Origin of the sequence: Anaerosolibacter sp. (genome assembly GCF_029240175.1) — a bacterium.
In the GTDB taxonomy this organism is placed as follows: domain Bacteria; phylum Bacillota; class Clostridia; order Peptostreptococcales; family Thermotaleaceae; genus Anaerosolibacter.
In genome coordinates this window covers 42,450-67,799 of record NZ_JARBTM010000010.1, presented here as the reverse complement: position 1 = coordinate 67,799, position 25,350 = coordinate 42,450, and the positions used below count along the sequence as shown (strand labels likewise).

The following is a 25,350-nucleotide window of genomic DNA, read 5'->3' as shown; positions in this document are numbered from 1 at the left end:
GATTCCAAAGTAGAGGAGGCAACAAAATTGTCGTCACCCAATATCATCCACAAAAAAAGACTAATCGTACTGCTATTTGCATCTAGTATCGTATTGTTTTTATTGGTTTTTAGAATCGGTTGGATACAAATTGTAAATGGTGAAAATTATCGGAGATTGGCCCATATACAGCAAACAAGAGATATACCAATCCCAGCCAAAAGAGGAATTATATATGATCGTAATGGGAAGGAACTAGCTATAAGTGCTAGTACTGATACAGTCTGGGCTAGGCCGGCAGAGGTAATGGGATCGGAAAAAGGTGAAGAGATTGCGAAGGATTTGGCCAGTATTTTGGAAAAAGATGAAGAGGAAATAAAGAATAAAATCTTAAAGAAGAACGTTGGTTTGATCAAGGTTGAAAAGTGGATTGATAAAGAGAAGGCAGATGCCATACGGAAAGCAAAACTTACAGGGATTTGGGTAGCTGAAGATAACAGGCGATACTATCCCTTTGGTAATTTTGCATCCCATGTTCTTGGGCATACTACTGATGATAATAGAGGCCTTGTTGGTATTGAATTAGAATACGATAAATATCTAAGCGGTCTTCCTGGAAGATGGATCAAAAATACAGATGCAGTAGGTAGGCAGCTTCCCTATGGAACAGAGAAGTACTATGAACCAGAAGACGGGTTGAACGTTGTATTAACTATAGATGAAACGATCCAGCATTTTGTTGAAAAAGCCGTTGATAATGCTGTGTCACAGACAAAGGCTAAAAAAGTTATGGCAATTGTCATGGACCCAAAAACGGGCGATGTTTTAGCCATGACCAGCAAGCCAGATTTTGATCCCAATGAACCTCGTATTCCCTTGGACGAAGGCGCAAAGAGGGAATATGAAGCATTAGATACAAGTGGTAAGCAAAAACTTTGGAATGAAATGTGGAGAAATCCTATTATTAGTGATACCTATGAGCCAGGATCTACATTCAAACTGATTACATCGGCAGCGGGGTTAGAAGAAGGTGTAATAGAACCAAGTTCACCTTTTTACTGTTCAGGTTCTATCACTGTGGCAGGTCAAAAGATAAGATGCTGGCGCTATTATAGACCTCATGGGTCCCAAACATTTGCTCAGGGGGTACAAAACTCATGTAACCCTGTATTTATTGAGGTAGGTCAGCGATTAGGTGTTGAAAAATACTATAAATATATTGAAGCTTTTGGATTCACGAAATTAACAGGTATCGATTTGCCTGGAGAAGGCGGCTCCATCGTTCAAAGTCAAGGAAATGTAGGTCCGGTTGAATTGGCTACAATTTCTTTTGGTCATGGTATTTCCGTAACCCCTATGCAGTTGATCAACGGGATTTCAGCCATTGGTAATGATGGAAAGTTAATGAAACCTAGAATTGTTAAAGAATTGGTTGATAATACAGGCAATGTGATTCATCGATTTGAGCCTAAAATGATACGTCAAGTTCTTTCAGATAAGACAGCCAATGAATTACGTCTTATTATGGAAACTGTTGTAACAGAGGGGTCAGGGAAAAGTGCCTACATTCCAGGATATAGAATTGGAGGGAAAACAGGTACTGCAGATAAAATCGAAAACGGTAGATATGCGAAGGGGAAGGTGTACTCGTCCTTTGTGGCGTTGGCTCCTATAGACGATCCTAAACTAGCGGTTCTTGTTGTTGTCGACGAACCTCAGGGCGTTCACTTTGGAAGCTTAACGGCTGCACCTGCTGTCCATGATATTCTGCGAGACAGTCTTAGATATTTAGATGTGGAACCGAAATACAATGAGAAAGAAGCCGAAGCCTATGCCAAAGCAGAGGTAGTCGTTCCTGAAATAAGAAATTTATCTTTACAGGATGCTGCCAAAACCTTATCAGAGCAAGGTCTTCAATTTGACACAGAGCCAGTGACTGTTGAAAATCCTCAAGTTATAGTAGTAGATCAGTTTCCAAAACCAGGAGCAAAGGTGCCTGAAAAATCCATCATAATTTTATACTTAAAAGAAGCTAACCAATAAAAAATTGTGGGATTATATGATATGAGAAAAAATGTGTATAAGAAAATTTATCTAGAAAATATGTTATAATAAGACAAAAGCATGGATAAGGGCAACTTGAACAGAGTAATACCACTTTGTTTTAGTTGCCTTTTAATGGGTTTGTTTACGATTTTGTTGGATAGTCAATAATAGGTAATAAAGAAAAACAAGTAAGGAGAGAAGTTATGAAACTGATAGATGTTATTAAGGACCTGGATATCATCCATTTTATCGGAGATAAGACAAAAGAAATTCATGGGATTGCTTATGATTCAAGAAAGGTTGATCAGGACTATATATTTGTATGTATAGAAGGCTTAAAAACCGACGGGCATCAATATATTCCCCAGGCAATAGAAAAGGGAGCAGCGGTAATCGTTGTTGAGAAGGATGTGGAGGTAGGCCCTGAAACAATCGTTATAAAAGTTGAAAGTGGAAGAAAAGCTTTATCAAAGTTAGGGGCAAACTTCTATGGAAATCCATCTAATGATATGCGTATCATCGGTGTTACAGGAACAAATGGAAAAACCACAACAACTCATTTGATCAAGGATATTTTGGAGAAAAACCATGTAAATAGTGGGTTGATAGGTACCCTATCCTATAAAATTTTAGATAAAGAATATACTGCCAGCAACACAACGCCTGAATCCTTAGAACTACATAGACTTTTTCATGAGATGAAGATGAATGCAGTAGATACTTGCACCATGGAAGTATCCTCCCACTCCCTTGAGCTTGGTCGTGTAGCAGATGTAGCTTTTCAAATCGGTGTGTTTACGAATTTGACACCTGACCATATGGACTTTCATGGAAATACAGAGAGCTATAAGCGAGCGAAAACAAAGCTGTTTTATCAGACTACCATGGCCAATATTATCAATGTCGATGATACTTATGGAAAAGAAATTGCAGAAGAAATTAAAGGATTAAAAACCCAACTGCTTACCTATGGTGTGAATGAGCAAGCTGACATTTATGCAAAAAACATTCAAACATCACCTAAGGGAACGGAGTTTACCTTGGTAACGCCATTGTTTAGTGGAGACGTTAAAATAAAGACACCAGGGATGTTTTCAGTATATAATGCATTGGCTGCCATTGGGGTATGTTATGTATTGAACTTTAGCTTTGATCAGATAAAGGATGGGTTAGAATCTTTTTACGGTGTATCTGGAAGATTTGAGTTAGTCCCTGATATAGGGGATCATACCATTGTGGTAGACTATGCCCACACCCCAGATGCTTTAGAAAATGTTTTAAGAACAATAAAGGGATTCGCAACGGGTAGGATCATTACTGTGTTTGGATGTGGTGGAGACCGAGATAAAACAAAGAGACCTATGATGGGTGAGATCGCGGGAAATCTCTCGGATTATTGTGTGATTACCAGCGATAATCCACGGACTGAGGAGCCGCAATCCATTCTAAATGATATAGAAATAGGCATAAAAAGGACCAATTGCAAATATAAAATGATACTAGATAGAAAAGAAGCTATAAGAGAAGCAATTCGTAAGAGCGAAAAGAGTGATATTGTGCTTATTGCTGGAAAAGGGCATGAGACGTATCAGATTATTGGAAATAGAACCATTGATTTTGATGATAAAAAAATAGCTCAGGAGATACTGAGGGAGGAAATCGAATGATTGCATTAGCAATAAGAGAAATCGTGCTAGCAACGAATGGTGAACTTATTTTTGGAGATCCTGAAACTTTCATTCAGGGCATTGCTATAGACTCAAGGAAAGTAAAAAAAGGAGAGCTGTTTGTTCCTTTGATTGGTGAGCATTTTGATGGTCACAGCTTTATAGGAGATGTGCTCCGTCACGGGGCAGGAGGAGTCCTATGTGCTAGATCAAAATATGAATCAGTAGCAATGGACGAAAATCAATGTGTTGTTCTTGTGGACGATACGTTGAAAGCTATGCAATCATTGGCAAAATACTATCTGAGTAAATTTGAAATTCCTGTGATTGGTGTAACTGGAAGCACGGGAAAGACGTCGACTAAAGATATGATCTATGCTGTACTGTCTCAAAGGTATAAAGTGCTAAGAAATCAAGGCAATTTCAATAATCACATTGGTCTTCCTTTAACAATATTTGATCTTGAAAATCATCATGAACTCGCAGTTTTGGAAATGGGCATGAGTGGTTTGGGAGAAATAAGCTTATTAGCAGAGCTAGTAAGGCCTACCATAGCAGCAATTACCAATATTGGATTATCTCATATTGAGCATTTAGGGTCTCAAGAAAACATTATGAAGGCGAAGATGGAGATTACGAACTATTTTCATAAAGGTAGTCGACTGATCGTTAATGGTGATGATGTACACTTGGGAACACTACAACACAAAGAATTTCATTTTGAAATAATTTACATTGGTGTCCATGGGAGGTATAATTATATTGCTGAAAACATTCAGGACTTAGGCGAATATGGAAGCCAATTTGATCTTTCCATAGGTTCCCATAAGTACACTTTTAAACTCAAGGTACCAGGGAAACATAATATTTATAATGCCTTGATCGCTATTGCCATCGGCATAGAAATGAATGTGGATATACCCTTGATACAAGGGGCGCTCGAAGAATTTGGCGGAAGCAAGATGCGATTAAATATCCTTTCAACAAGTGAAGGGATTAAAATAATCAATGATGCTTATAATGCTAGTCCTGACTCAATGATGTCTGCTATTTCAGTATTAGATAAAATGATTGCAAATAGAAAAATTGCTTGTCTTGGTGATATGCTGGAAATGGGTGAATATACTGAAAGAGGGCATTATCAAGTAGGTGCGGAAATTATGAATGGACACAAGCTTGACATGCTCATAGCTGTAGGTAATAGTGCCCGATATATTGCTGCAGGTGCTAAAGAACATGGCTTTGATCAGAAATATATATTCATATGCAAAGACAATCATGGAGCTATAGAAATACTGAAAGAGATTTTAAAATGCGGAGATGCAGTCCTTGTCAAAGGATCTCGGGGGATGAAAATGGAAGAGATTGTTGAGTATATACAAGAGAGGAGCTAAGTAAATGATACAGTACTCACAGCTTGTGGTAACAATTGTTATTGCATTTCTTATCACGTTGATTTTAGGACCAATTGCAATACCATTGTTACATAGACTAAAGGTTGGGCAAAGCATACGGGATGAAGGTCCAAAGTCGCATATGGCCAAATCCGGTACACCAACCATGGGTGGATTGATCATGATTGCTGCAATTACGATTACAGCCCTGACCTCAGGAACACTAAACAAAGATTTATATATGGTTTTATTTGCAACGATTGGTTTTGGCCTTATTGGATTTATAGATGATTTTATTAAAGTCGTTTTGAAAAGGAATTTGGGATTGAGAGCCTATCAGAAATTATTGGGCCAAATTGTAGTTGCAGTACTGATTGCATTATATCAAGCCGATGCTTCGATTTCAGGTACGAAGATATTAATACCTTTTGTGGAGGGTGCAGGTAAATATTTAGATCTAGGATTACTTTATGTTCCTTTTATTGCCTTTGTTGTCGTGGCTACAGCAAATGGTGTAAATCTAACAGATGGACTGGACGGACTAGCGGCGGGTGTTACCCTTATCATCTCTTCATTTTTTAGCCTTGTTGCCATGAATTGGGGATTTCCAAGCATAGCTGTTTTTTGTGGTGCATTGACCGGTGCATGTCTAGGATTTCTTAGGTTTAATGCCCATCCAGCTAAAGTCTTTATGGGAGATACGGGATCAATGGCCTTGGGAGGCGCTATTGCTACCATAGCTATTTTAATGAACTTAACTTTATTTATTCCAATTGTAGGTGGAATTTATTTTGCTGAAGCGCTATCCGTGATGATGCAGGTCGCTTCCTTTAAGCTAACAGGGAAGAGAATATTTAAAATGAGTCCATTACATCATCACTTTGAATTATCCGGTTGGAAGGAAACAAAGGTCGTTGTTGTTTTTTGGTCTGTTACGCTTTTACTATGTATTGTAGGACTTTTTGGGCTAAATTAGAATAAACATAATATAGATGAAAGCAGGTGCATCTGATGATATTAAAAGATAAACGAGTCTTGGTTGTGGGATTAGCTACTTCTGGCATACCAACGGTAAATACGCTCATCCGACAGGGTGCAAAGGTCACAGTAAATGATGTTAAAAATGAAGAACAGTTACGTGAAATCATAAGTGCTTTAAGCATGTATGATGTAAGATATATCCTCGGAGGTCACCCGGAAGATGTAACTCAATATGATATTCTTGTACTAAGCCCTGGTGTACCCACTGATTTACCATTTATACATAAAGCAAAAGAAAACGGAATTCTTATCGTTGGGGAGTTAGAGCTCGCTTATCGATTGTGTAAGGGGAAATTTATCGCCATCACAGGTACAAATGGCAAAACTACGACAACTGCATTGACTGGTGAGATCTTTCATAATGCAGAAAAAGAAACCTATGTGGTAGGAAACATAGGGGTAGCCGCCATATCTAAGGCATTAGAAGCAAGTAAAGAGGCAGTTATGGTAACAGAAGTAAGCAGCTTTCAGTTGGAAAGCATCATAGATTTCAAACCTCATATTGCTGCAATATTAAATATCACACCAGATCATTTGAATAGACATAAGACGATGGAGAATTATATAGCCGCGAAAGCAAATATTTTCAAAAATCAAGAGGCATGTGATTTTGTTGTATTGAACGCTGATAATGAGGAAACATACGCATTGGCAAGTAAAACAACTTCTCAAGTCATTCCTTTTAGTCGTAAGTCTAGTTTTGATCAAGGTGTTTTCGTGGTAAATGGAGATATTGTTGTAAAGGAAAAAGGAAAAGAACCAATGGTTGTTTGTAGTACGAAGGAATTAAATATCCCGGGAAACCACAATTTGGAAAATGCACTAGCGGCTACTGCACTAGCGTATTGGGGTGGTATTGATATTCAAAGTATTGCCAATACACTCAAGTCTTTCAAAGGTGTTGAACATCGAACTGAGATTATAGCTGAAATCCAGGGTGTTTGCTTCATCAATGACTCAAAGGGTACCAATCCTGATGCATCAATAGCTGCAATAAAAGGGATGGAAACACCAATTATTTTAATTGCCGGTGGAATGGATAAGGGAAGTGAATTTGATGAACTCATTGAGGCCTTTGAAGGTAAGGTTAAGCATATGATTTTATTAGGTGAAACCGCTAATAAAATTAAAGAAACAGCGGAACAACTTGGCTTTGTTTCATGCACAATGGTAGGCAGTATGGAGGAAGCAGTTAAGCAGGCCTATAAACAATCTATCAAGGGAGATACGGTGCTTTTATCTCCAGCCTGTGCAAGCTGGGATATGTATGAGAGCTATGAACATCGAGGAAGACATTTTAAAGATTGTGTAGAAAGTTTGAGGAGGTCGCTATAATGACCAAACGGAAATCCAGCGATTTTACCCTAATGATCACAGTGCTTATTCTTGTTGTCATAGGGATCATCATGGTATTCAGTGCAAGCTATGCCTATGCATATTTCAGACTAGGAGATGGATATCATTTTCTAAAAAGAGATTTGCTTTGGGCTGTAGTTGGTCTTTGTGGAATGCTGTTCACGATGAATTTTGATTATTGGAGATATAAAAAGCTTGCACCATTAGGGTTTATTCTAAGCCTTGTCTTGTTGATTTTGGTCTTAACGCCCCTTGGAATAGAATATAATGGTGCAAAAAGATGGTTAGGCATTGGCGGATTTACAGTAATGCCTTCTGAAATAGCGAAAATTTGCTCCATTTTCTTTGTTGCAGCATCCCTATCTAAAAATCCTGAGAAGATAAAAAATTTTCTTAAGGGTGTAGTGCCTTATTTAGGGATTATAGGACTTTATTTTGGATTAATTATTCTCCAGCCAAACTTAAGTACCGCAGTTACAATCTCAGCAATAATTGTTGCAATGATGTTTGTGACAGGGATGAGATGGGGTCATTTAACTTTTATGGGTGCAGGGGGCATAGGTCTTTTGGCTGTAATGATTTTGGCAGAGCCTTATAGAATGCGAAGATTGACTGGTTTCTTGGATCCCTTTGCTGATGCCAGGGATACAGGGTATCAGGTAATTCAATCCCTTCTTGCCCTTGGATCAGGAGGTTTGTTTGGGGTAGGTCTTGGAAAAAGCATTCAAAAATACTTATACATTCCTGAACCCCAAAATGATTTTATCTTTGCCATTATTGGAGAAGAATTAGGCTTTATTGGTTGTGTGGCAGTAATTATTTTGTACTTACTCTTAATTTGGAGAGGCGTCCGCATTGCTATTAATGCACCTGACCTTTTTAGTTGTCTCGTAGCTACTGGCATTACAGCTATGATAGCTGTACAGGTAATCATTAATATTGCTGTTGCAACATCCTCTATGCCTGTAACAGGTATACCCCTTCCTTTTATCAGCTGGGGTGGAACTTCATTGGCGATTTTTATGACCGCCATAGGAGTAATGTTAAATATCTCGAGATATGCAAATTTAGATAGGAGCTGAAGAAATGAAGGTACTTATTACAGGTGGAGGAACAGGTGGGCATATCTATCCTGCAATTGCAATTGCTAATAAAATTAAGAGCAGCATGAAAGACAGTGATATCTTGTTTGTTGGTACAAAAAAAGGCTTAGAAAGCGATTTGGTACCTAAAGCAGGATATGAGCTAAAAACCATTACTGTCAGTGGTTTTCAGAGAAAATTATCTATAGATACAGTGAAGTCAGTCAAGGACCTTTTTAAGGGTCTTCAGGAGGCGGCAACCGTCATTAAAAACTTTAAGCCAGACATTGTCATAGGAACAGGCGGATACGTATGCGGTCCTGTGGTTTTCGTAGCATCGTTGATGAATATTAAAACTGTAATTCACGAACAAAATGTAATACCTGGAGTAACGAATAAAATACTCAGTAAGTTTGTAAATAAGATATTGATTAGTTTTGAAGAATCCAGTACATACTTTGCAAATAGCAGCAAGCTTGTTATTACAGGAAATCCAGTACGAAAGGAATTTATTCATTTTGATAGAGATGTATTCCGAAATGAATTGGGAATTAAAAATGATGAGATTGTTGTCACATCTTTTGGTGGTAGCCGGGGTGCAGAAAAAATCAACGAAGTAATGCTTCAGGTAATGAAACGATTTAGTGACCGAAAAGAAATAGTCTTTTATCATATTACGGGAGAGAGACATTATGATCAAATGATGGCACAGTTTAAAGATGCAAACCTATCTCACGGTATAAATCTTAAAATACTACCTTATGTTCATGATATGCCGAAGTTGATGGGGGCGTCAGATCTAATCATAAGTCGGTCGGGAGCCATAACACTAGCAGAAATTACTGCCATGGGCTTACCCTCTATTTTGATACCTTCTCCCCATGTGACAAACAATCATCAAGAATATAATGCAAGGGTGCTCGAGAAAAATGGTGCTGCAGTATTATTGCTTGAAAAAGATTTAAATGATAAGAATATAGTTGACTTATTACACTTATTTATAAGAGATCCACAAAGGTTAACAAAAATGTCAGGGAGAAGCAAGGCGTTATCAAAGGCCAATGCTACAGATTTAATCTATGCGGATATTCTTAAGCTTATAAATGAGTAATTGGTAAATGATTGATACAACGAAAGGTAAATAAGTTAATGTAACACCTCCTAGAATTATGCATATTATGAGTAATATATTGTGTTTTGTTCTTTAAGTCAAATGAATGCTACAATACAGGTAATTTGCATAAATGTTAAGGACTTCTCGGAGGTGAAATATGTGAGTAAATTTGTGATACATGGTGGTAATAGATTACAAGGAGAAATACGCATTGGTGGCGCAAAAAATGCAGTGCTACCTATACTTGCGGCCACGGTATTGAGTGGAAAAGTAAGTGTGCTGACAGACTGTCCTAACTTAAAAGATGTTCATACGATGATTGAAATATTAAGATCTATTGGATGTCAGATTCGCTTTGAAGATTCCGTAATAACTATTGATACGAGTACATTGTCATCCCATGAGATCCCCGAGGGCTTGGTTCGTGAAATGAGATCTTCCATATTTTTAATGGGACCAATATTGGGGAGATGTGGTAAAATTAAGATAAGTTACCCTGGTGGATGTGAAATCGGTCCAAGACCCATTGATCTTCATATTAAAGCGTTGGAAGCATTAGGTGTTAAAATCACAGAAGCCCATGGATTTTTAGAATGTGAGGTTCTAAAGTTAAGAGGTTGTGAAATTCATTTAGATTATCCAAGCGTTGGAGCAACAGAAAATGCAATGCTTGCCGCTATTTTTGCTGAAGGAATCACTCGGATTATTAATGCGGCAAAAGAGCCAGAAATCGTTGATTTACAAGATTTTCTTCAAAAGATGGGCGCGAAAATTTGTGGTGCAGGAACGAGTGAAATCATTATAGAAGGGGTAAAAGAATTACATGATGTAGAGCATAAGATTATGCCTGATCGCATTGTTACAGGTACAATTTTAGCAGCAGGTGCAGCTACAGGAGGGGACATTTTCGTCACAAATGCTATTGCCAATCATGTTCAGCCTATAATCTCCAAGTTGAAAGAGTGCGGGTGCCTTATTTTAGAAAAGGGTGATACCCTAAAATTAAAAGCCCCAGAAAGGGTAAGAGCAGTGGATATGGTGAAGACTCTACCTTATCCTGGTTTCCCAACAGATATGCAGGCCCAGTTTATGGCTTTGATGACTATCGCAAGGGGAACAAGTTTTTTTACTGAAACCATATTCGAAAATCGCTATAAACATGTGGACGAATTAACAAGGATGGGTGCAAAGATTAAAATTGATGGTAGGGTGGCTGTCATTAAAGGTGTGAAAAAGCTAACGGGTGCTAGAGTTTTTGCGAAAGATCTAAGGGGCGGTGCTGCGCTAGTAATTGCTGGACTTGTAGCCGAAGGAATAACAACTGTTGAGGATATTGTTCATATTGAGAGAGGGTATGAACAATTTGATAAGATGCTGGAGCAACTAGGAGCAAATATATATAAGATAAAATAAGAGGCAGCATAAGCTGCTCTTACTTTAATAAAATGAATGGACAAACTATTAGGGTGGTATATATGTATATCGAAAGGCAGAAAACTGACATCCGTATTAAAAAGAATAAGTCGAAAATCATTTTACTGATTATGATACTACTTTGTGTGGTAACGTTTATTATTATCTTCAAGACGGATATTCTAATGATTCGCGGAGTAGAAATCTACGGAAATGAACATCTTACAAAAGAGGACATTATGCCTAGCGTCGAAAGTACAATAGGTTTTAATATATTCAAGGTAAAAATGGATAGTATATCAGCAAATCTATTAGCAAATCCCTATATTAAGACTGCATCGGTAAAGAGAAAACTGCCCAATAAGCTGATGATTCGAATCAGCGAGAGAAAAGAAGCTGCAGTCGTGCCTTTTATGGGAACTTTCTTGATTATAGACGAAGAAGGAGTAGTCTTGAAGTCGGATATTCAGGCACCAGGCTTACAAACGATCAACGGCTTAGAATTTAGCAACTTCATGGAGGGTGAAGCACTTCATGTTTCTGATCAAGAGCAATTGACAAAAGCTCTCCTTCTTGCAAAATCTATGAAGAATATAAATGAGGATATTCGAGAGATTGATGTAACAAATAAAATGAATATGATCATACGGTTCTCAAACGGATTGTCTTGCAGAATTGGAGAAGCGAATAATATAGACTATAAACTGCAGCTTCTGAGGGGGATTTTAGCTGATTTAGCTTCGAAAGGAATTACAAGGGGTGTAATTGACATTAGTCATGATGGGAATCCAAGTTATAGTCCTATAGAATAGGAGGAAACCGTATGAAAGGAATAAAAGGACAGGTGGCTGTAGCAATTGTCTGTTTGGTTCTTGGATTAGTATTGTCTATACAGTTTAAAAGTGTACAAGAAAGTGATATAGACTGGGGTGGATCAACACAGAAGTCACAACGGATATCCAGGGACTTAAAGATCGAAAAGGAAGAGAAACAGCAATTACTAGGTAGCGTAGATTTACTTCAGAGAAGAATGAAAGAGATCGAAGATGTAGAATCCAAGGAAGACGGTTTGTTAAAGAACCTGAGTGCTGAACTGGAAAAGTATAAAATGATTTCTGGGGTGAAAGCGGTAAAGGGAAAAGGGGTTATTGTCGTAGTAGATGACCCGCCTATGGGGCCTGATTATCCTTCTGATCTTAGTATTATTATGATAAACTATGATTTGCTGCTAAGTTTAATCAATAAGTTGAATGATGCAGGCGCTGAGGCAATTTCTATTAATGATCAGCGGATTGTATCAAATACTGAGATTCATTTGGCAGGGAATAATGTGAATATAAATTCTGTCCCTACAGCACCGCCATTCATCGTCAAGGCTATTGGAAATCCAAATACCCTTGAATCAGCATTGAATATTCGGTTTGGTATCATTTGGCAGATGAAAGATAACTATAATCTTCAAGTATCAATTAAACAGCAGGATGAAGTTGTTATTCCTCGGTACGATAAGATAACAAAATTCGTATATGCAACAACTTTAGAGGAGCAAAAACCACAATAATGGGATAAGGGCAATATTATTCTATTATAAGGCTATTTATTTTTTATGAAGAAGGTGAGCAGATTGACTATTGCAATTATTGGTCTTATTATTGGTGTTATTTTAGGTTTGTATCTACCTATTACTTATCCCACATCATATTCTCTTTATATGTCTGTGGCCATTTTGGCGGCCCTAGACTCTGTCTTCGGAGCCATTCGTTCCCACATGGAGAATAAATTCAACTCAACTATTTTTGTTACAGGATTTTTTGGAAATGCCATATTAGCAGGTATTCTAGCTTATATTGGTGATCGATTGGGTGTGCCTCTTTACTATGCTGCAATATTTGCATTTGGAGGAAGATTGTTCCAAAACTTCGCAATCATAAGAAGATACTCGATTGAGAGAATTGGTAAAAAATAATTTTTTTATTCTGAAAAAAGGATATTTGCATAGTATGTTGAAATTAGTAATAGTGTTAAATAACTTGTATTATATTTGTATAAATTTAACATAAATATTTGTGTTTATGTATCAACCTAAAGATTTCTGTAGTAACATCATAAGGGTGTTTAAATTTAAATGATATAACTACAATAACTAAGTAAAAATATTAAATATTTTCATAGCCGGATGAAGGGGGTAATTTTGTGTTAGAATTTGATGTTGATATGGAGCAATTCGCCCAGATTAAAGTTATTGGTGTAGGTGGCGGTGGAAATAACGCTGTCAATAGAATGATTGAATCACAATTAAAAGGTGTTCAATTTATAGCTGTAAATACAGACAAGCAGGCACTTTTCACTTCAAAAGCAGAATATAGAATTCAAATTGGAGAGAAACTATCAAAAGGATTAGGCGCTGGCGCTAACCCTGAGATTGGAAAAAAAGCAGCAGAAGAAAGTAGAGATGATATCTACCAAGCCTTACAAGGTGCAGATATGGTATTTGTAACTGCTGGTATGGGTGGCGGCACAGGAACGGGTGCAGCACCAATCGTAGCTGAGATTGCAAAAGAAATGGGAATTTTGACCGTAGGTGTTGTGACAAAACCTTTTACATTTGAAGGAAAAAGAAGAATGCAGCATGCTGAACAAGGAATCGAGGAGTTAAAATCAAGGGTAGATACTTTGGTTACAATTCCAAATGATAGACTTCTTCAAGTAGTAGAAAAGAAAACATCTATTGTAGATGCATTTAGAATGGCTGATGATATTTTAAGACAAGGTGTACAAGGGATATCTGATTTAATTGCTGTGCCAGGGTTAGTAAACCTTGACTTTGCTGATGTGAAGACAATTATGTTTGAACAAGGGTTAGCCCATATGGGTATTGGAAGGGCTAGTGGTGAACATAGAGCCACTGAAGCTGCAAAACAAGCAATACATAGTCCATTGTTAGAAACTTCTATAGAAGGGGCAAAGGGTGTCCTCTTGAATATTACAGGTGGCTCCAACTTGGGGTTATTTGAAGTGAATGAAGCAGCTGAGTTGGTTGCTCAAGCAGCGGATCCAGATGCAAATATCATTTTTGGTGCAGTGATTGATGAGGACTTAAAAGATGAGATCAGAATCACTGTGATTGCTACGGGTTTCGAACATAGAGTGGCATCTTCAAAAAATGTTATGACTGCGAGAGAAATTCGTCAAGGTCATATGAAAGAAGAAGAGATTGTCCAACCAAACGATGATCTTGATATTCCAACGTTTTTGAGAAAAAAGAGATAAATAGAGAAACTTAAAGGTCGTTTAGTTCACTAAACGACCTTTTGTCGTATTATGATAGTTTATAGAAATGATTTTTGTACATTCGACTTCAAACATTGACAAAAAAATAGAGAATCGTACTATATAATAGACATAAAGTATAGGACAATTGAATAGAAGTATAGCGAGTAGAAGAATCTCCATAATCGGGGGAATGGATATGATAGAGGTATATGGAGAGTATCTGTTTATTGAAAATCTTTTGATGAACTGGTTGATACTCTATCTCACTGCGTATTTCAGTAAAACGAAGGTGCCTAAATATAAAGTATGGGTTGGGGCAACGGTAGGTGCTATTTATGCCTTTGTTGTTTTTTTTCCTTCTCTTACTTTTTTGTATTCCATGATTATGAAAATTGTAGCATCCATGTTAATTATTGTTATCACATTTATGCCTTACCAATTCAAACACTTTTTTAAATTGGTAGGTATCTTTTATCTTATATCTTTCATGTTTGGGGGAGCAGCTTTTGCCTTGTTTTATCTTACTGTTTTTCAGGGTTTATTAAGCAATGGGGTCTTTTATATAGGCAATGTTTTTGATAAATTTAGTCCTAAACTCCTCATTTATGCAGGAATCATTGCTTATATTTTAATTAAATATTGTTGGGAATATATTCAAGTGAAAATATCTAGGGATAAAGTATATATACCAATTTCTATTGAAATAGAAAATCATAGTAGTGAAGTGAACGCATTGATTGATACAGGCAATTCACTTCATGATCCCTTATCAAAATATCCAGTGATTATTGTAGAATACGAAGCAATTAAAGACTTACTGCCCTTAGATATTCAAGGTATGTTTAATGATTGCCCACAAGATATTAATTTAGATCTAGTCTCAGCAATCATTCAATCCTCACAGTGGATGAACCGATTCAGGATGATCCCATTTAAATCCCTAGGTATAGACAATGGTATGCTGATTGGATTTAAACCAGATTGCGTTAAACTGCAGGACAATAACCATTCGAAATACATAAGGGAAATTGTTATTGGGGTTTATACAAAAAAGCTATCAGTCGATGGAGACTATCATGCACTATTACATCCTGATTTACTAGCATAAAATATTTCTCGAATGGAGGCGTTATCATGATGAACATGCTAAACCGAGTCAAACTATGTTTTAGAATATATTTCCTAAAAATTATGAAGGCTATAGGCATCTCAGAACCAGAAACGATTTTCTATATAGGTGGAAGTGAAGCATTGCCACCACCCCTGAGTCCTGATGAAGAATTGTTTTTGGTGGATCGATTAAGTCATGACGATGGTGCTGTAAGAACTGTACTTATTGAAAGAAATCTAAGGTTGGTTGTTTATATTGCGAGGAAGTTTGAGAATACAGGCGTAGGTGTTGAAGACTTAATATCCATTGGAACAATCGGACTCATAAAGGCAGTAAATACCTTTGATCCAGAAAAAAAAATTAAGCTAGCCACCTATGCGTCAAGATGTATTGAAAATGAAATTCTCATGTATTTGAGGAGGAATAGTAAGGCCAAAGCAGAAATCTCTTTTGACGAACCATTAAATATTGATTGGGATGGAAATGAGCTGCTGCTATCGGATATATTGGGAACAGATAATGATCTGATTTATAAATTTCTAGAAGAAGAGGTAGACAAAGAATTGCTGGAAATCGCTTTGAAAAAGTTATCTAAAAGAGAAAAAAAAATTATGGAACTTCGATTCGGGTTGAACAATGGAGAAGAAAAAACTCAAAAGGAAGTGGCTGATATGCTGGGCATATCGCAATCTTATATTTCACGATTAGAGAAAAGGATTATTTATAGATTAAAAAAAGAAATCAATCGGATGACATAGCAGCTTAAGGGCTGCTTTTAAAGTTTTTGGATGAAGATATAGGTATAAACAAAAAGGTTGGAGGCAATAATTTTAAAATGTAGGGGGGCAATAATCCATAGAGATGGAGGAATTGTCATGCATATAAATAAAGTTGAAATTTGCGGTGTGAATACGTCAAAACTCCCTGTACTGACCAATGTAGAAATGCGACAGCTGTTTAAAAAAATCCATGAAGGAGATATGTCTGCTAGGGAAAAGTTCATTCAGGGCAACCTTAGACTCGTTCTGAGTGTTATTCAAAGATTTAACAACCGTGGGGAACATGTAGATGACTTATTTCAAGTAGGATGTATCGGGTTAATAAAAGCCATAGACAATTTTGACCTAACACAAAATGTAAAGTTCTCAACCTATGCTGTGCCTATGATTATTGGAGAAATTAGGAGATACCTAAGAGATAACAATGCCATACGCGTAAGTAGATCCCTGCGGGATACAGCCTATAAAGCGCTCCAGATAAGGGATCAGTTAATCAATAAGAATTCTAAAGAACCCACAGTGTCAGAGATTGCAAAAGAGTTAAATATTCCCCGAGAAGAAGTGGTATTTGCGCTAGACGCCATTCAAGATCCCATATCGTTGTTTGAGCCTATTTACCATGACAGCGGAGATGCCATTTTTGTGATGGATCAAGTAAGTGATGAAAAAAGCGAAGATGAAGTATGGCTGGAGGGCATTGCGCTGCGAGAGGCTTTAAGAAAACTGAGTGATCGTGAAAAATTGATACTAACATTACGTTTTTTTGAAGGTCGTACCCAAATGGAAGTGGCTGATGAAATAGGCATATCACAAGCGCAAGTATCAAGGTTAGAAAAAACAGCTTTAAAACATATGAGAAAATACATATAGAGCAAAAGCAACGAAAAGTTGCTTTTGTTTTTTGAGATTTATTCATATAACATAAGCCAAGCCTATATATATAAGTATATGAGTAAACGAAAGTAGGTGAGCTTATGGTTAGTACAACGGATTTGCGTCAAAAGGAAATCATTAATATGGTGGATGGACGAAGATTAGGCTTTATATCTGACATTGAAGTAAACTTAGAAAAAGGTCGTATAGATGCTTTGATTGTGCCAGGGCCGGGAAAATTTCTTGGCTTCTTTGGAAAAGACCATGATTACTATATTACTTGGAATGAAATTCGCAAAATAGGAATGGATGTCATATTGGTTGAAATCAACGATGTCATTGTAACGAAAGAAGAGCAAGATGCTTTTCAGGATGAGATTTAACAAAGAATTGATGAATTCCAAAATCAAAGTGGACATACCATATTTCGTATAATATAATCTAATTAGCACCAGATGTTGGTGAGATTGACCAATACATCAAGTTGCGGGAGGATTAGGTGATGAATTGTCCATTTTGTGAATTTTTTGAAACGAAGGTTGTAGATTCGAGACCAACAGAAGAAGGACATGCGATTCGGCGTAGAAGAGAATGCGGGAAATGTAGAAAGCGGTTTACAACCTACGAAAAAGTGGAGGAAATACCACTAATGGTTGTGAAGAAGGATGGAACGAGAGAGGCCTATAATCGAAATAAAGTTCTGAACGGTATTATCAGAGCCTGTGAGAAACGACCTGTTTCCATGAAGCATATTGAAGCTATCATTGACGATGTTGAAAGAGAAATGCACAATACCATGGAAAAGGAGATTACCAGTACATATATTGGTGAGCTAGTCATGAATTGCTTGAAGGATTTGGATGAAGTAGCCTATGTACGATTTGCTTCAGTCTATAGACAGTTTAAAGATATTAATACATTTATGGAAGAAGTAAAAAAACTGCTGAACGAAAAATAAAGTAAATAGTTGATAAAGAGGGAGCAAGTTGTGATACAACTTGCTATTCTTTATTTCATAAACGATAATAATATTATTTAGAGGGGATGATTAAATGCTTAAAAATTTAAAAATGAATGATTATAATCATTTGTGCTATTTTACAATACCATCTTTTGAAGAATATATATCCGTTACCCACTGCTTTACCAGTAGAATAGGTGGCGTAAGTGATGGAGATAATACTTCACTGAATCTTAGTTTTAAGACGGGCGATACGGCAGAAAAAGTCAGAGAAAATTATGAAAGAGTCTGTAATGCTTTAAATATTCCTATGGAAAACTTGGTCTTGTCAGATCAAGTTCATGGTGACCGAATTAAAATTGTAAGCAGTGAAGACCGTGGAAAAGGTATTCTGATGAATAGTGATATATATGAAATAGATGCCCTGATTACAAATGAAAAAAATGTTGCATTGGTAACCTTATATGCTGATTGTGTACCTATATTTATTTTAGATCCAAAACGGAATGTTATTGCGCTGGCCCATGCGGGATGGAAAGGAACAGTGCTTAAAATAGGTGCAAAGGTAATCAATAGGATGAAGGAAGAATTTTCTACTGACCCGAAAGACTGTATTGTTGCCATTGGACCTTCCATAGGGAATTGTTGCTATGAGGTTGATCAAATCGTTATTGACGAATTTAACAAATATTTTACAAACCTCAGCAAATTTGTAATTTCCAAGGGAGATAATAAGTATATGCTTGATTTATGGAAGGCTAACAAATTGGCCTTGGAGGAAATAGGTGTTTTAGCAAGAAATATAACAGTAAGCAATATCTGTACACAATGCAATCATGATATATTATTTTCTCATCGTGCTGATAAAGGCAAGACTGGTAGAATGGCAGGAATTTTACAGCTTAGATGACGAAGCTGAAAGGAGAGTGTGTATGAGTAGAAGAAAGATCCTCGTAGTGGATGATGAGCAGCATATTGTAGAATTGATTCAGTTTAATTTAGAAAGCAATGGGTTTGATGTTATTACCAGTGATAATGGAGAGGATGCCATCAGGCTGGCGATAGACGAAGTGCCTGATGTTATCATTTTGGATTTGATGCTGCCTGGAATAGATGGGTTCGAAGCTTGTAAAAAAATCAGAAACTATGAGAAGACTAGCAAAGTTCCTATTATCATGCTTACAGCGAAAAGTGAAGAAACAGATAAGGTTTTAGGTCTAGAGCTAGGAGCGGATGATTATCTAACAAAACCTTTTAGCGTGCGGGAGTTGACAGCAAGAATAAAAGCAGTTTTAAGGAGATTTGAAGAAATACCTAAAGAAGCTGGGAAAATCATCAAGGTGCATGATATTGTTATTGATACGGAAAAACACGAAGTACTGAAAGGTTCGAAAGTTCTAGAACTCACTTTAAAGGAATTTGAACTGCTAAAGATACTTGCTGAAAATCGGGGCAAGGTATTATCAAGGAATTTGCTGCTTGATGAAGTATGGGGATATGATTACTTTGGAGAAACAAGAACTGTAGATGTTCATATAAGACACCTGAGAAAGAAAATTGAGGATAATGATCGACACCCTGTATATATTGAAACAATAAGAGGCATAGGTTATAAGATGAAACAGGTGAAATAGATGCAGCGGAAGATATTTATAACATATACAATACTTTTATTGGTGGGTATCATTATATCCGGGGTCCTTACTTTAGGCTTTATGAAAGGCAGTTATATAGATACGATAGAACGTACCTTGATGAGCAATGGAAATTTGGTGAATCAGTTTGTAGAAGATAGGGTCAAAGAGGGTTCTTTCTATGATCTTGAGTTTTCTGAATTAGCTCACCGTTATGCAAAGCAAATAAACGCAAGGGTAACCTTTATCAATAACAATGGTTTTGTGATTGGAGATTCTGAGATTCGACCTGAACAACTTCCCAATATTGAGAGTCATTTATATCGACCCGAAGTCCAAGATGCCTTAAGAGGGGGAGTTGGTAAGAGCAATCGCTACAGTACAACCACAGAAAACAATTATTTGTATGTGGCTATACCCATCGTCATTGAAGATCGAATCTATGGCGTGACTAGGCTGGCGTTTCCTTTAGTCGAAATTGACAGATTAAATACAAGGTTGCTACAAAACACTTTGATAGCGGCATTTTGTGGTGCAATCGTGGCAACAATTTTAGGGTATCGTTATGTGAATAGCGTAACCAAGCCGATTAAAGAGATTACCCAGACTGCTCAAAAAATTGCAAATGGAGATTTTAAAAACAGGGTATACGTAAATAGCAGTGATGAAATAGGAATTTTGGCAGATACATTTAATATCATGGCCGTAAAGCTAAATGAAACAATTTCAGAACTCTGGGATAAAAATACGAAGCTGCAGTCTACTTTGAGCAGCATGAACGAAGCGCTATTTGCAGTGGATAATAGTTATAAAATAATACTTATGAATGCTGTAGCTAAATCCCTCTTTAAAATTGATGAAGAAGATGTGATTGGAAAACATATTCTTGAAGTCATTCGGAGTAATAAGCTCCACGATGTCCTAAAGAATATGCTTGATACCCAGAGTATTGGACAAAAAGAAATAACCATTGACTACCCGGAAATGAAAATCTTAAAGGTATACACAAACTTTATTCGACTTGATGTTGATCCAAACCGAATTATTGGCATCATGGCTTTGATACAAGATGTGACAGAAATGAGAAAGCTAGAAAACATGCGATCTGAATTTGTTGCGAATGTATCCCATGAATTGAAGACCCCCTTAACCTCTATAACTGGATTTATTGAGACGTTAAAAGGGGGAGCTATAGATAATGAAAAGGTTAGGAATAGATTTCTAGATATTATTGAAATAGAAACGGAGAGACTGAGAAGATTAATTGATGACTTGCTCAGCTTGTCAGCCATCGAGAATAATAGATTTCCTCCTATCAGAGAGGAAATCAGTGTTCATGTAGTACTTGCAGAAATCAATGATATGGTGGAAGGACTTGTCTTACAAAAGAGTATCCACTATACCACAGAGATTGATGCTAGTTTACCTTCTATTATTGGCAATAGAGATTGGTTCAAACAAATGATGCTGAATCTCATTGAGAATGCCATGAAGTATACACCAGATCATGGTGTTGTAAAAGTTTTGGCTTATAAAAAATATGATAATATTTTCTTGGTTATAAAAGATACGGGTATGGGTATTCCTAAGCAGGATATACCAAGATTGTTTGAGAGATTTTATAGAGTAGATAAGGCAAGATCAAGAAAGGTAGGCGGAACAGGCCTAGGCTTAGCCATTGTAAAACATATCGTGATGTCGTTCAATGGAGATATAAAGGTACAAAGTGAAGTTGAAAAAGGAACCGAATTCACCGTTCGAATACCTATTATTGAGCAAAAAGGCTAGGATATCCTAGCTTTTTTTGTATGGAATGAATATTCGATTTTTCCCTACAAATTTACGGGGATTTAACATTTCTTTTATGCTGTCTTAACATAGCCCTATTATAATGTATTTGTAGTCAAGATGATAAAAGGTTCTCAAGGACAGGGAGGAAGGAACCTTTGGAAGTTAAAATTAACTAAAATGAATGGGGGAAATAAAAAATGAAAAAGATTTTATCATTAGCACTAATAGTTATGTTAGCTGTAGGATTACTGGCAGGATGCGGTCAAAAGACAACTGAACAGCCACAGCAGGAAGAAACACAAGGTGATGCAGCTTTAACTGGTAAGGTCGTTATTGCAGGTTCTACATCAGTACAACCATTATCAGATGAATTGGCTGCAGCGTTTACAGAAAAGAATCCAGATGTTCAAATAGAGGTTCAAGGCGGAGGTTCCAGCGTAGGTGTTAAATCGGCTATCGACAAAATTGTTGATATTGGTATGTCTTCAAGAGATCTTAAAGAAGAAGAAAAATCTTCAGGATTAACGGAATATGTCATCGCGAAAGATGGTATTGCAGTGGTTGTTAATCCAACAAGTAAAGTTGAAGATTTAACAATAGAACAAATCAAAAAAATATTTACTGGTGAAATCACAAACTGGAAAGAAGTCGGTGGAGAAGATAAAGCAATCACAGTCGTTTCAAGAGAAGAAGGTTCTGGTACAAGAGGTGCATTTATTGAAATCACGGGAGTAGAAGGCAAAGATGCTTCTGGAAACAAAGCGGATTTAACAACTAAAAATGCCTTGGTTCAGCCATCTACTGGCGCTGTTAAGCAGACGGTAGCCAATACACCAGATTCTATTGGGTACGTTTCAATGGGCGCGTTGGATGATGCTGTGAAGACTGTAAAAGTTGAAGGCGTAGAAGCTACAGAAGAAAATGCAAAGGATGGTTCATTCAAAATTTCAAGACCGTTCTTATTCCTAACAAATGGTGAAGAGAGTGAAACAGTAAAAGCGTTCATTGAATTCATCATGAGTGCAGAAGGACAAGAAATTGTTGCTCAAGAATTTATTTCAGTAAAATAAACCCGAGTCATTCAAAGATTGAGAGAATCCTCCCAGTTTCTCATAAAAAGATAAAGATGGTTTAACCGTCTTTATCTTTTTATTTTTATTACAGGGATAGATATTATGAGATATTTAACATGGATTTAACGTGGCCTTAATCTTTCACTAACGAAATGCTTATAAAATGAATAATGGGAATGAACGATATTTGGAAGGAGACGAACCATGAAGAAGTATGAAAAAGCAATAGAAATGATACTCTTTATTAGTGCCACAATAGCAACTTTATCCGTTTTTCTAATTACATTCTTCATTTTTAAGGAAGGGTTACCTATATTACTTGAATATGGTATTCTCAACTTTGTATTTGGAGCGAATTGGGCTCCGACTAACGGTAGCTATGGCGCTTTACCGATGATCATCGGTTCAGTGTCTGTTACAGTGGGAGCACTTATTATAGGGGTGCCAATGGGAATTGCATGTGCCATCTTTTTAGCAGAGATCGCACCAACGCCCTTGGTAAAATTGTTTAAACCAGCTGTAGAATTGTTGGCAGGGATACCTTCTGTTGTATATGGATTCTTTGGGTTATCTGTGATTGTACCAATGATTCGAACATACATCCTACCAATTGCACAGAAGTTTAATTCAGATGCATTTACAACGGGATATAGTATACTTGGTGGAGCAATTATTCTTGCAGTCATGATTTTACCTACGATTATTAATATCTCTGAAAACTCTATCAGAGCTGTACCGAATGAATATAAGCAAGGTTCTTTGGCTTTAGGAGCTTCCCAGTTCGATACAATTTCAAAGGTTATTGTGCCTGCTGCAAAATCCGGTATCATTACTTCCGTTGTTCTTGGTATGGGTAGAGCAGTGGGGGAAACCATGGCAGTAATTCTCATTACAGGAAATATGCCAAAGATACCAGGAAGTCCTTTGGATTCGGTTGCAACCATGACGGGAACCATTGCCATGGAAATGGGCTATGCATCACCGATGCATCAAAGAGCACTTTTTGCTACTGGAATCATATTGTTCGTGTTTATCATGCTGTTGAACGTAACAGCTACCTTTACAACGAGAAAGCTAGGGAGGGGATAGAATGATGGAGATGCAGGCTAGTAAAATCATGATATCAAATAAGAAGATAAATCTTAATATAAAGGAAAAAGTATCTTATTTTGCTATCTACCTTGCGGCTATATTGACGCTTGTAGCTTTGATATCGATTATAGGCTACGTTTTAATGAATGGTGTAAAGCATATTGATTTCAATTTTTTTATTCAGGAGCCTAGCAGCATGGGTAGAAAAGGCGGTATTTTTTCAATCATTGTAGGAACAATTTATTTAACTTTGGTATCAATTGCCATTGCAACGCCAATAGGAGTTGCAGCTGCAATTTATCTGACAGAGTATGCCAAAGAAACGAAATTAGTAAAGATCATTCGGTTCGGGACGGAAACATTGGCAGGCATTCCATCCATCATATTTGGTCTATTTGGGTTTGTATTCTTTGTTATATTATTGGGATTTCGATGGTCTATTCTATCGGGCGGTTTAACCTTAGCGATCATGATCCTACCGACACTCATTCGTACCACCGAAGAGTCATTAAAGACTGTACCTCAGTCATTCCGTGAAGGCAGCTTAGCCCTTGGTGCTACAAAGTGGCAGACAATCATAAAGGTTGTTTTACCTAGTAGTATATCGGGCATATTAACAGGATTAATCCTAGGAATTGGTCGTGCAGTAGGAGAAACTGCGGCGGTTATGTTAACAGCAGGAAGTTCTTTAGGACTGCCGATGTCTATCATGGACCCAACGAGAACCATGTCTGTACATTTATATATATTGGCATCGGAAGGGTTGTCAAAAGAAAAGACATTTGCAACGGCAACGGTCTTAATCATTTTTGTTGTTCTGATAAATTTCAGTGCCAATATCCTAGCCAATAAGTACATGAAAAGAACAAAGATTGAAGCATAGAAGGGGGAAAGTAAGATGATGAATCGAACGAAGATTAAAGTGAATGACTTGAATCTTTTTTATGGTGATTTTCAAGCTTTAATAGACATTAATCTAGATATTATGGAAAATAAAGTAACTGCTTTGATAGGGCCTTCCGGCTGCGGTAAGTCTACCTTTATCAGAACACTGAATCGAATGAATGATTTGATAGATAATGTGAAAATTAAAGGCGAAATTCTTCTGGATGGTGCAGATATTTACGATGACAAATGTGATTTAATTCAGCTTAGAAAGAGTGTTGGAATGGTTTTTCAAAAACCAAATCCTTTTCCTAAGACGGTATATGAAAATGTAGCCTATGGCCCCAAAATTCATGGGGTAAAGAGTAAGACAGCACTTGATGAGATTGTGGAAAAAAGTTTGAGAGGCGCTGCATTATGGGACGAGGTAAAGGATCGATTGGATAAGCCAGCCCTTGGCCTCTCTGGTGGTCAGCAGCAAAGACTATGTATTGCAAGATGCTTGGCTGTTGAACCAGATGTATTGTTAATGGATGAGCCAACATCTGCTCTTGACCCAATCTCCACATTAAAAATTGAAGATTTACTGGAGGAATTAAAAAAGAAATATACCATTGTCATTGTAACCCATAATATGCAGCAGGCGGGAAGGGTCTCTGACTTTACATCCTTCTTTTTGAATGGTGAGATCATAGAAACTGATTTAACGGATAATATCTTTTCAAAGCCAAGGGATAAAAGAACAGAAGACTATATTACAGGGAGATTTGGTTAAAAAATAAGGAG

General features: G+C 37.0%; 24 protein-coding genes. All 24 read left to right on the top strand.

From position 1 onward, the window contains the following. The first annotated feature begins 27 nt into the window (after window positions 1–27). The 24 genes from K0R93_RS08875 to pstB all read left to right on the top strand — a co-directional run bounded on the left by K0R93_RS08875 (window position 28) and on the right by pstB (window position 25,339). The gene (locus K0R93_RS08875) at window positions 28–2,022 is read left to right on the top strand and encodes a stage V sporulation protein D (protein WP_300300123.1); all 1,995 of its coding nucleotides are present in this window, start codon (window positions 28–30) and stop codon (window positions 2,020–2,022) included. Between the two features lie 206 nt (window positions 2,023–2,228). Beyond that, a complete protein-coding gene (locus tag K0R93_RS08870; RefSeq protein WP_300300121.1) occupies window positions 2,229–3,692 on the top strand; it encodes a UDP-N-acetylmuramoyl-L-alanyl-D-glutamate--2,6-diaminopimelate ligase in 1,464 nt (487 codons plus the stop codon). Next, a complete protein-coding gene (locus K0R93_RS08865; RefSeq protein WP_300300119.1) occupies window positions 3,689–5,086 on the top strand; it encodes a UDP-N-acetylmuramoyl-tripeptide--D-alanyl-D-alanine ligase in 1,398 nt (465 codons plus the stop codon). Before K0R93_RS08870 ends, K0R93_RS08865 begins: the two co-directional genes overlap by 4 nt. Before the next feature lie 4 nt (window positions 5,087–5,090). Then, window positions 5,091–6,062 (top strand): phospho-N-acetylmuramoyl-pentapeptide-transferase, encoded by a 972-nt coding sequence (gene mraY / locus K0R93_RS08860; RefSeq protein ID WP_300300116.1) that lies wholly within the window; start codon window positions 5,091–5,093, stop codon window positions 6,060–6,062. Between the two features lie 35 nt (window positions 6,063–6,097). Then, window positions 6,098–7,462, top strand: a complete 1,365-nt coding sequence (murD, locus tag K0R93_RS08855) for a UDP-N-acetylmuramoyl-L-alanine--D-glutamate ligase (protein ID WP_300300114.1) — start codon at window positions 6,098–6,100, stop codon at window positions 7,460–7,462. Further along, window positions 7,462–8,565: a stage V sporulation protein E gene (gene spoVE, locus K0R93_RS08850; protein WP_330685113.1), complete on the top strand. Its 1,104-nt coding sequence runs from the start codon at window positions 7,462–7,464 to the stop codon at window positions 8,563–8,565. Before murD ends, spoVE begins: the two co-directional genes overlap by 1 nt. A 4-nt stretch (window positions 8,566–8,569) precedes the next feature. Continuing rightward, window positions 8,570–9,676, top strand: coding sequence for an undecaprenyldiphospho-muramoylpentapeptide beta-N-acetylglucosaminyltransferase (murG, locus tag K0R93_RS08845; RefSeq protein WP_300300111.1), 1,107 nt, complete (start codon window positions 8,570–8,572; stop codon window positions 9,674–9,676). 162 nt (window positions 9,677–9,838) lie between these two features. Further along, entirely contained in the window at window positions 9,839–11,092 is a 1,254-nt protein-coding gene (murA, locus tag K0R93_RS08840) for a UDP-N-acetylglucosamine 1-carboxyvinyltransferase (protein ID WP_300300109.1), read from the top strand. Window positions 11,093–11,154: 62 nt separating this feature from the next. Further along, on the top strand, window positions 11,155–11,904 hold the full coding sequence (locus tag K0R93_RS08835) for a cell division protein FtsQ/DivIB (protein ID WP_300300107.1): 750 nt from the start codon (window positions 11,155–11,157) through the stop codon (window positions 11,902–11,904). An 11-nt stretch (window positions 11,905–11,915) separates the two neighbouring features. Then, window positions 11,916–12,653, top strand: a complete 738-nt coding sequence (locus tag K0R93_RS08830; RefSeq protein ID WP_300300105.1) for a DUF881 domain-containing protein — start codon at window positions 11,916–11,918, stop codon at window positions 12,651–12,653. Between the two features lie 63 nt (window positions 12,654–12,716). Next, a complete protein-coding gene (locus K0R93_RS08825) occupies window positions 12,717–13,058 on the top strand; it encodes a small basic family protein (protein WP_300300103.1) in 342 nt (113 codons plus the stop codon). Between the two features lie 227 nt (window positions 13,059–13,285). Then, window positions 13,286–14,362: a cell division protein FtsZ gene (gene ftsZ / locus K0R93_RS08820; protein WP_300300101.1), complete on the top strand. Its 1,077-nt coding sequence runs from the start codon at window positions 13,286–13,288 to the stop codon at window positions 14,360–14,362. Between the two features lie 199 nt (window positions 14,363–14,561). Next, the gene (spoIIGA, locus tag K0R93_RS08815; protein ID WP_300300099.1) at window positions 14,562–15,473 is read left to right on the top strand and encodes a sigma-E processing peptidase SpoIIGA; all 912 of its coding nucleotides are present in this window, start codon (window positions 14,562–14,564) and stop codon (window positions 15,471–15,473) included. 26 nt (window positions 15,474–15,499) lie between these two features. After that, window positions 15,500–16,234, top strand: a complete 735-nt coding sequence (sigE, locus tag K0R93_RS08810) for an RNA polymerase sporulation sigma factor SigE (RefSeq protein WP_334305780.1) — start codon at window positions 15,500–15,502, stop codon at window positions 16,232–16,234. Between the two features lie 117 nt (window positions 16,235–16,351). Then, window positions 16,352–17,125, top strand: coding sequence for an RNA polymerase sporulation sigma factor SigG (gene sigG, locus K0R93_RS08805; protein ID WP_300300097.1), 774 nt, complete (start codon window positions 16,352–16,354; stop codon window positions 17,123–17,125). Between the two features lie 104 nt (window positions 17,126–17,229). Further along, window positions 17,230–17,511: a YlmC/YmxH family sporulation protein gene (locus K0R93_RS08800; RefSeq protein WP_300300095.1), complete on the top strand. Its 282-nt coding sequence runs from the start codon at window positions 17,230–17,232 to the stop codon at window positions 17,509–17,511. A gap of 119 nt (window positions 17,512–17,630) precedes the next feature. Further along, entirely contained in the window at window positions 17,631–18,086 is a 456-nt protein-coding gene (nrdR, locus tag K0R93_RS08795; RefSeq protein WP_300300093.1) for a transcriptional regulator NrdR, read from the top strand. 94 nt (window positions 18,087–18,180) lie between these two features. Then, the gene (pgeF, locus tag K0R93_RS08790; protein WP_300300090.1) at window positions 18,181–18,999 is read left to right on the top strand and encodes a peptidoglycan editing factor PgeF; all 819 of its coding nucleotides are present in this window, start codon (window positions 18,181–18,183) and stop codon (window positions 18,997–18,999) included. 22 nt (window positions 19,000–19,021) lie between these two features. Further along, complete coding sequence (locus tag K0R93_RS08785; RefSeq protein WP_300300088.1) at window positions 19,022–19,723, top strand: response regulator; 702 nt, start codon at window positions 19,022–19,024, stop codon at window positions 19,721–19,723. Further along, window positions 19,724–21,511: a two-component system histidine kinase PnpS gene (gene pnpS, locus K0R93_RS08780; RefSeq protein WP_300300086.1), complete on the top strand. Its 1,788-nt coding sequence runs from the start codon at window positions 19,724–19,726 to the stop codon at window positions 21,509–21,511. It begins immediately after the preceding gene. Between the two features lie 200 nt (window positions 21,512–21,711). Further along, window positions 21,712–22,584 carry a phosphate ABC transporter substrate-binding protein gene (locus K0R93_RS08775; protein WP_300300084.1) on the top strand — a complete coding sequence of 291 codons (873 nt, stop codon included), beginning with the start codon at window positions 21,712–21,714 and terminating at the stop codon, window positions 22,582–22,584. Between the two features lie 207 nt (window positions 22,585–22,791). Next, complete coding sequence (gene pstC / locus K0R93_RS08770) at window positions 22,792–23,676, top strand: phosphate ABC transporter permease subunit PstC (protein ID WP_300300082.1); 885 nt, start codon at window positions 22,792–22,794, stop codon at window positions 23,674–23,676. 1 nt (window position 23,677) lies between these two features. Then, window positions 23,678–24,562, top strand: coding sequence for a phosphate ABC transporter permease PstA (gene pstA, locus K0R93_RS08765; protein ID WP_330685112.1), 885 nt, complete (start codon window positions 23,678–23,680; stop codon window positions 24,560–24,562). Window positions 24,563–24,577: 15 nt separating this feature from the next. After that, complete coding sequence (gene pstB, locus K0R93_RS08760) at window positions 24,578–25,339, top strand: phosphate ABC transporter ATP-binding protein PstB (RefSeq protein WP_330685110.1); 762 nt, start codon at window positions 24,578–24,580, stop codon at window positions 25,337–25,339. Window positions 25,340–25,350: the final 11 nt, after the last annotated feature.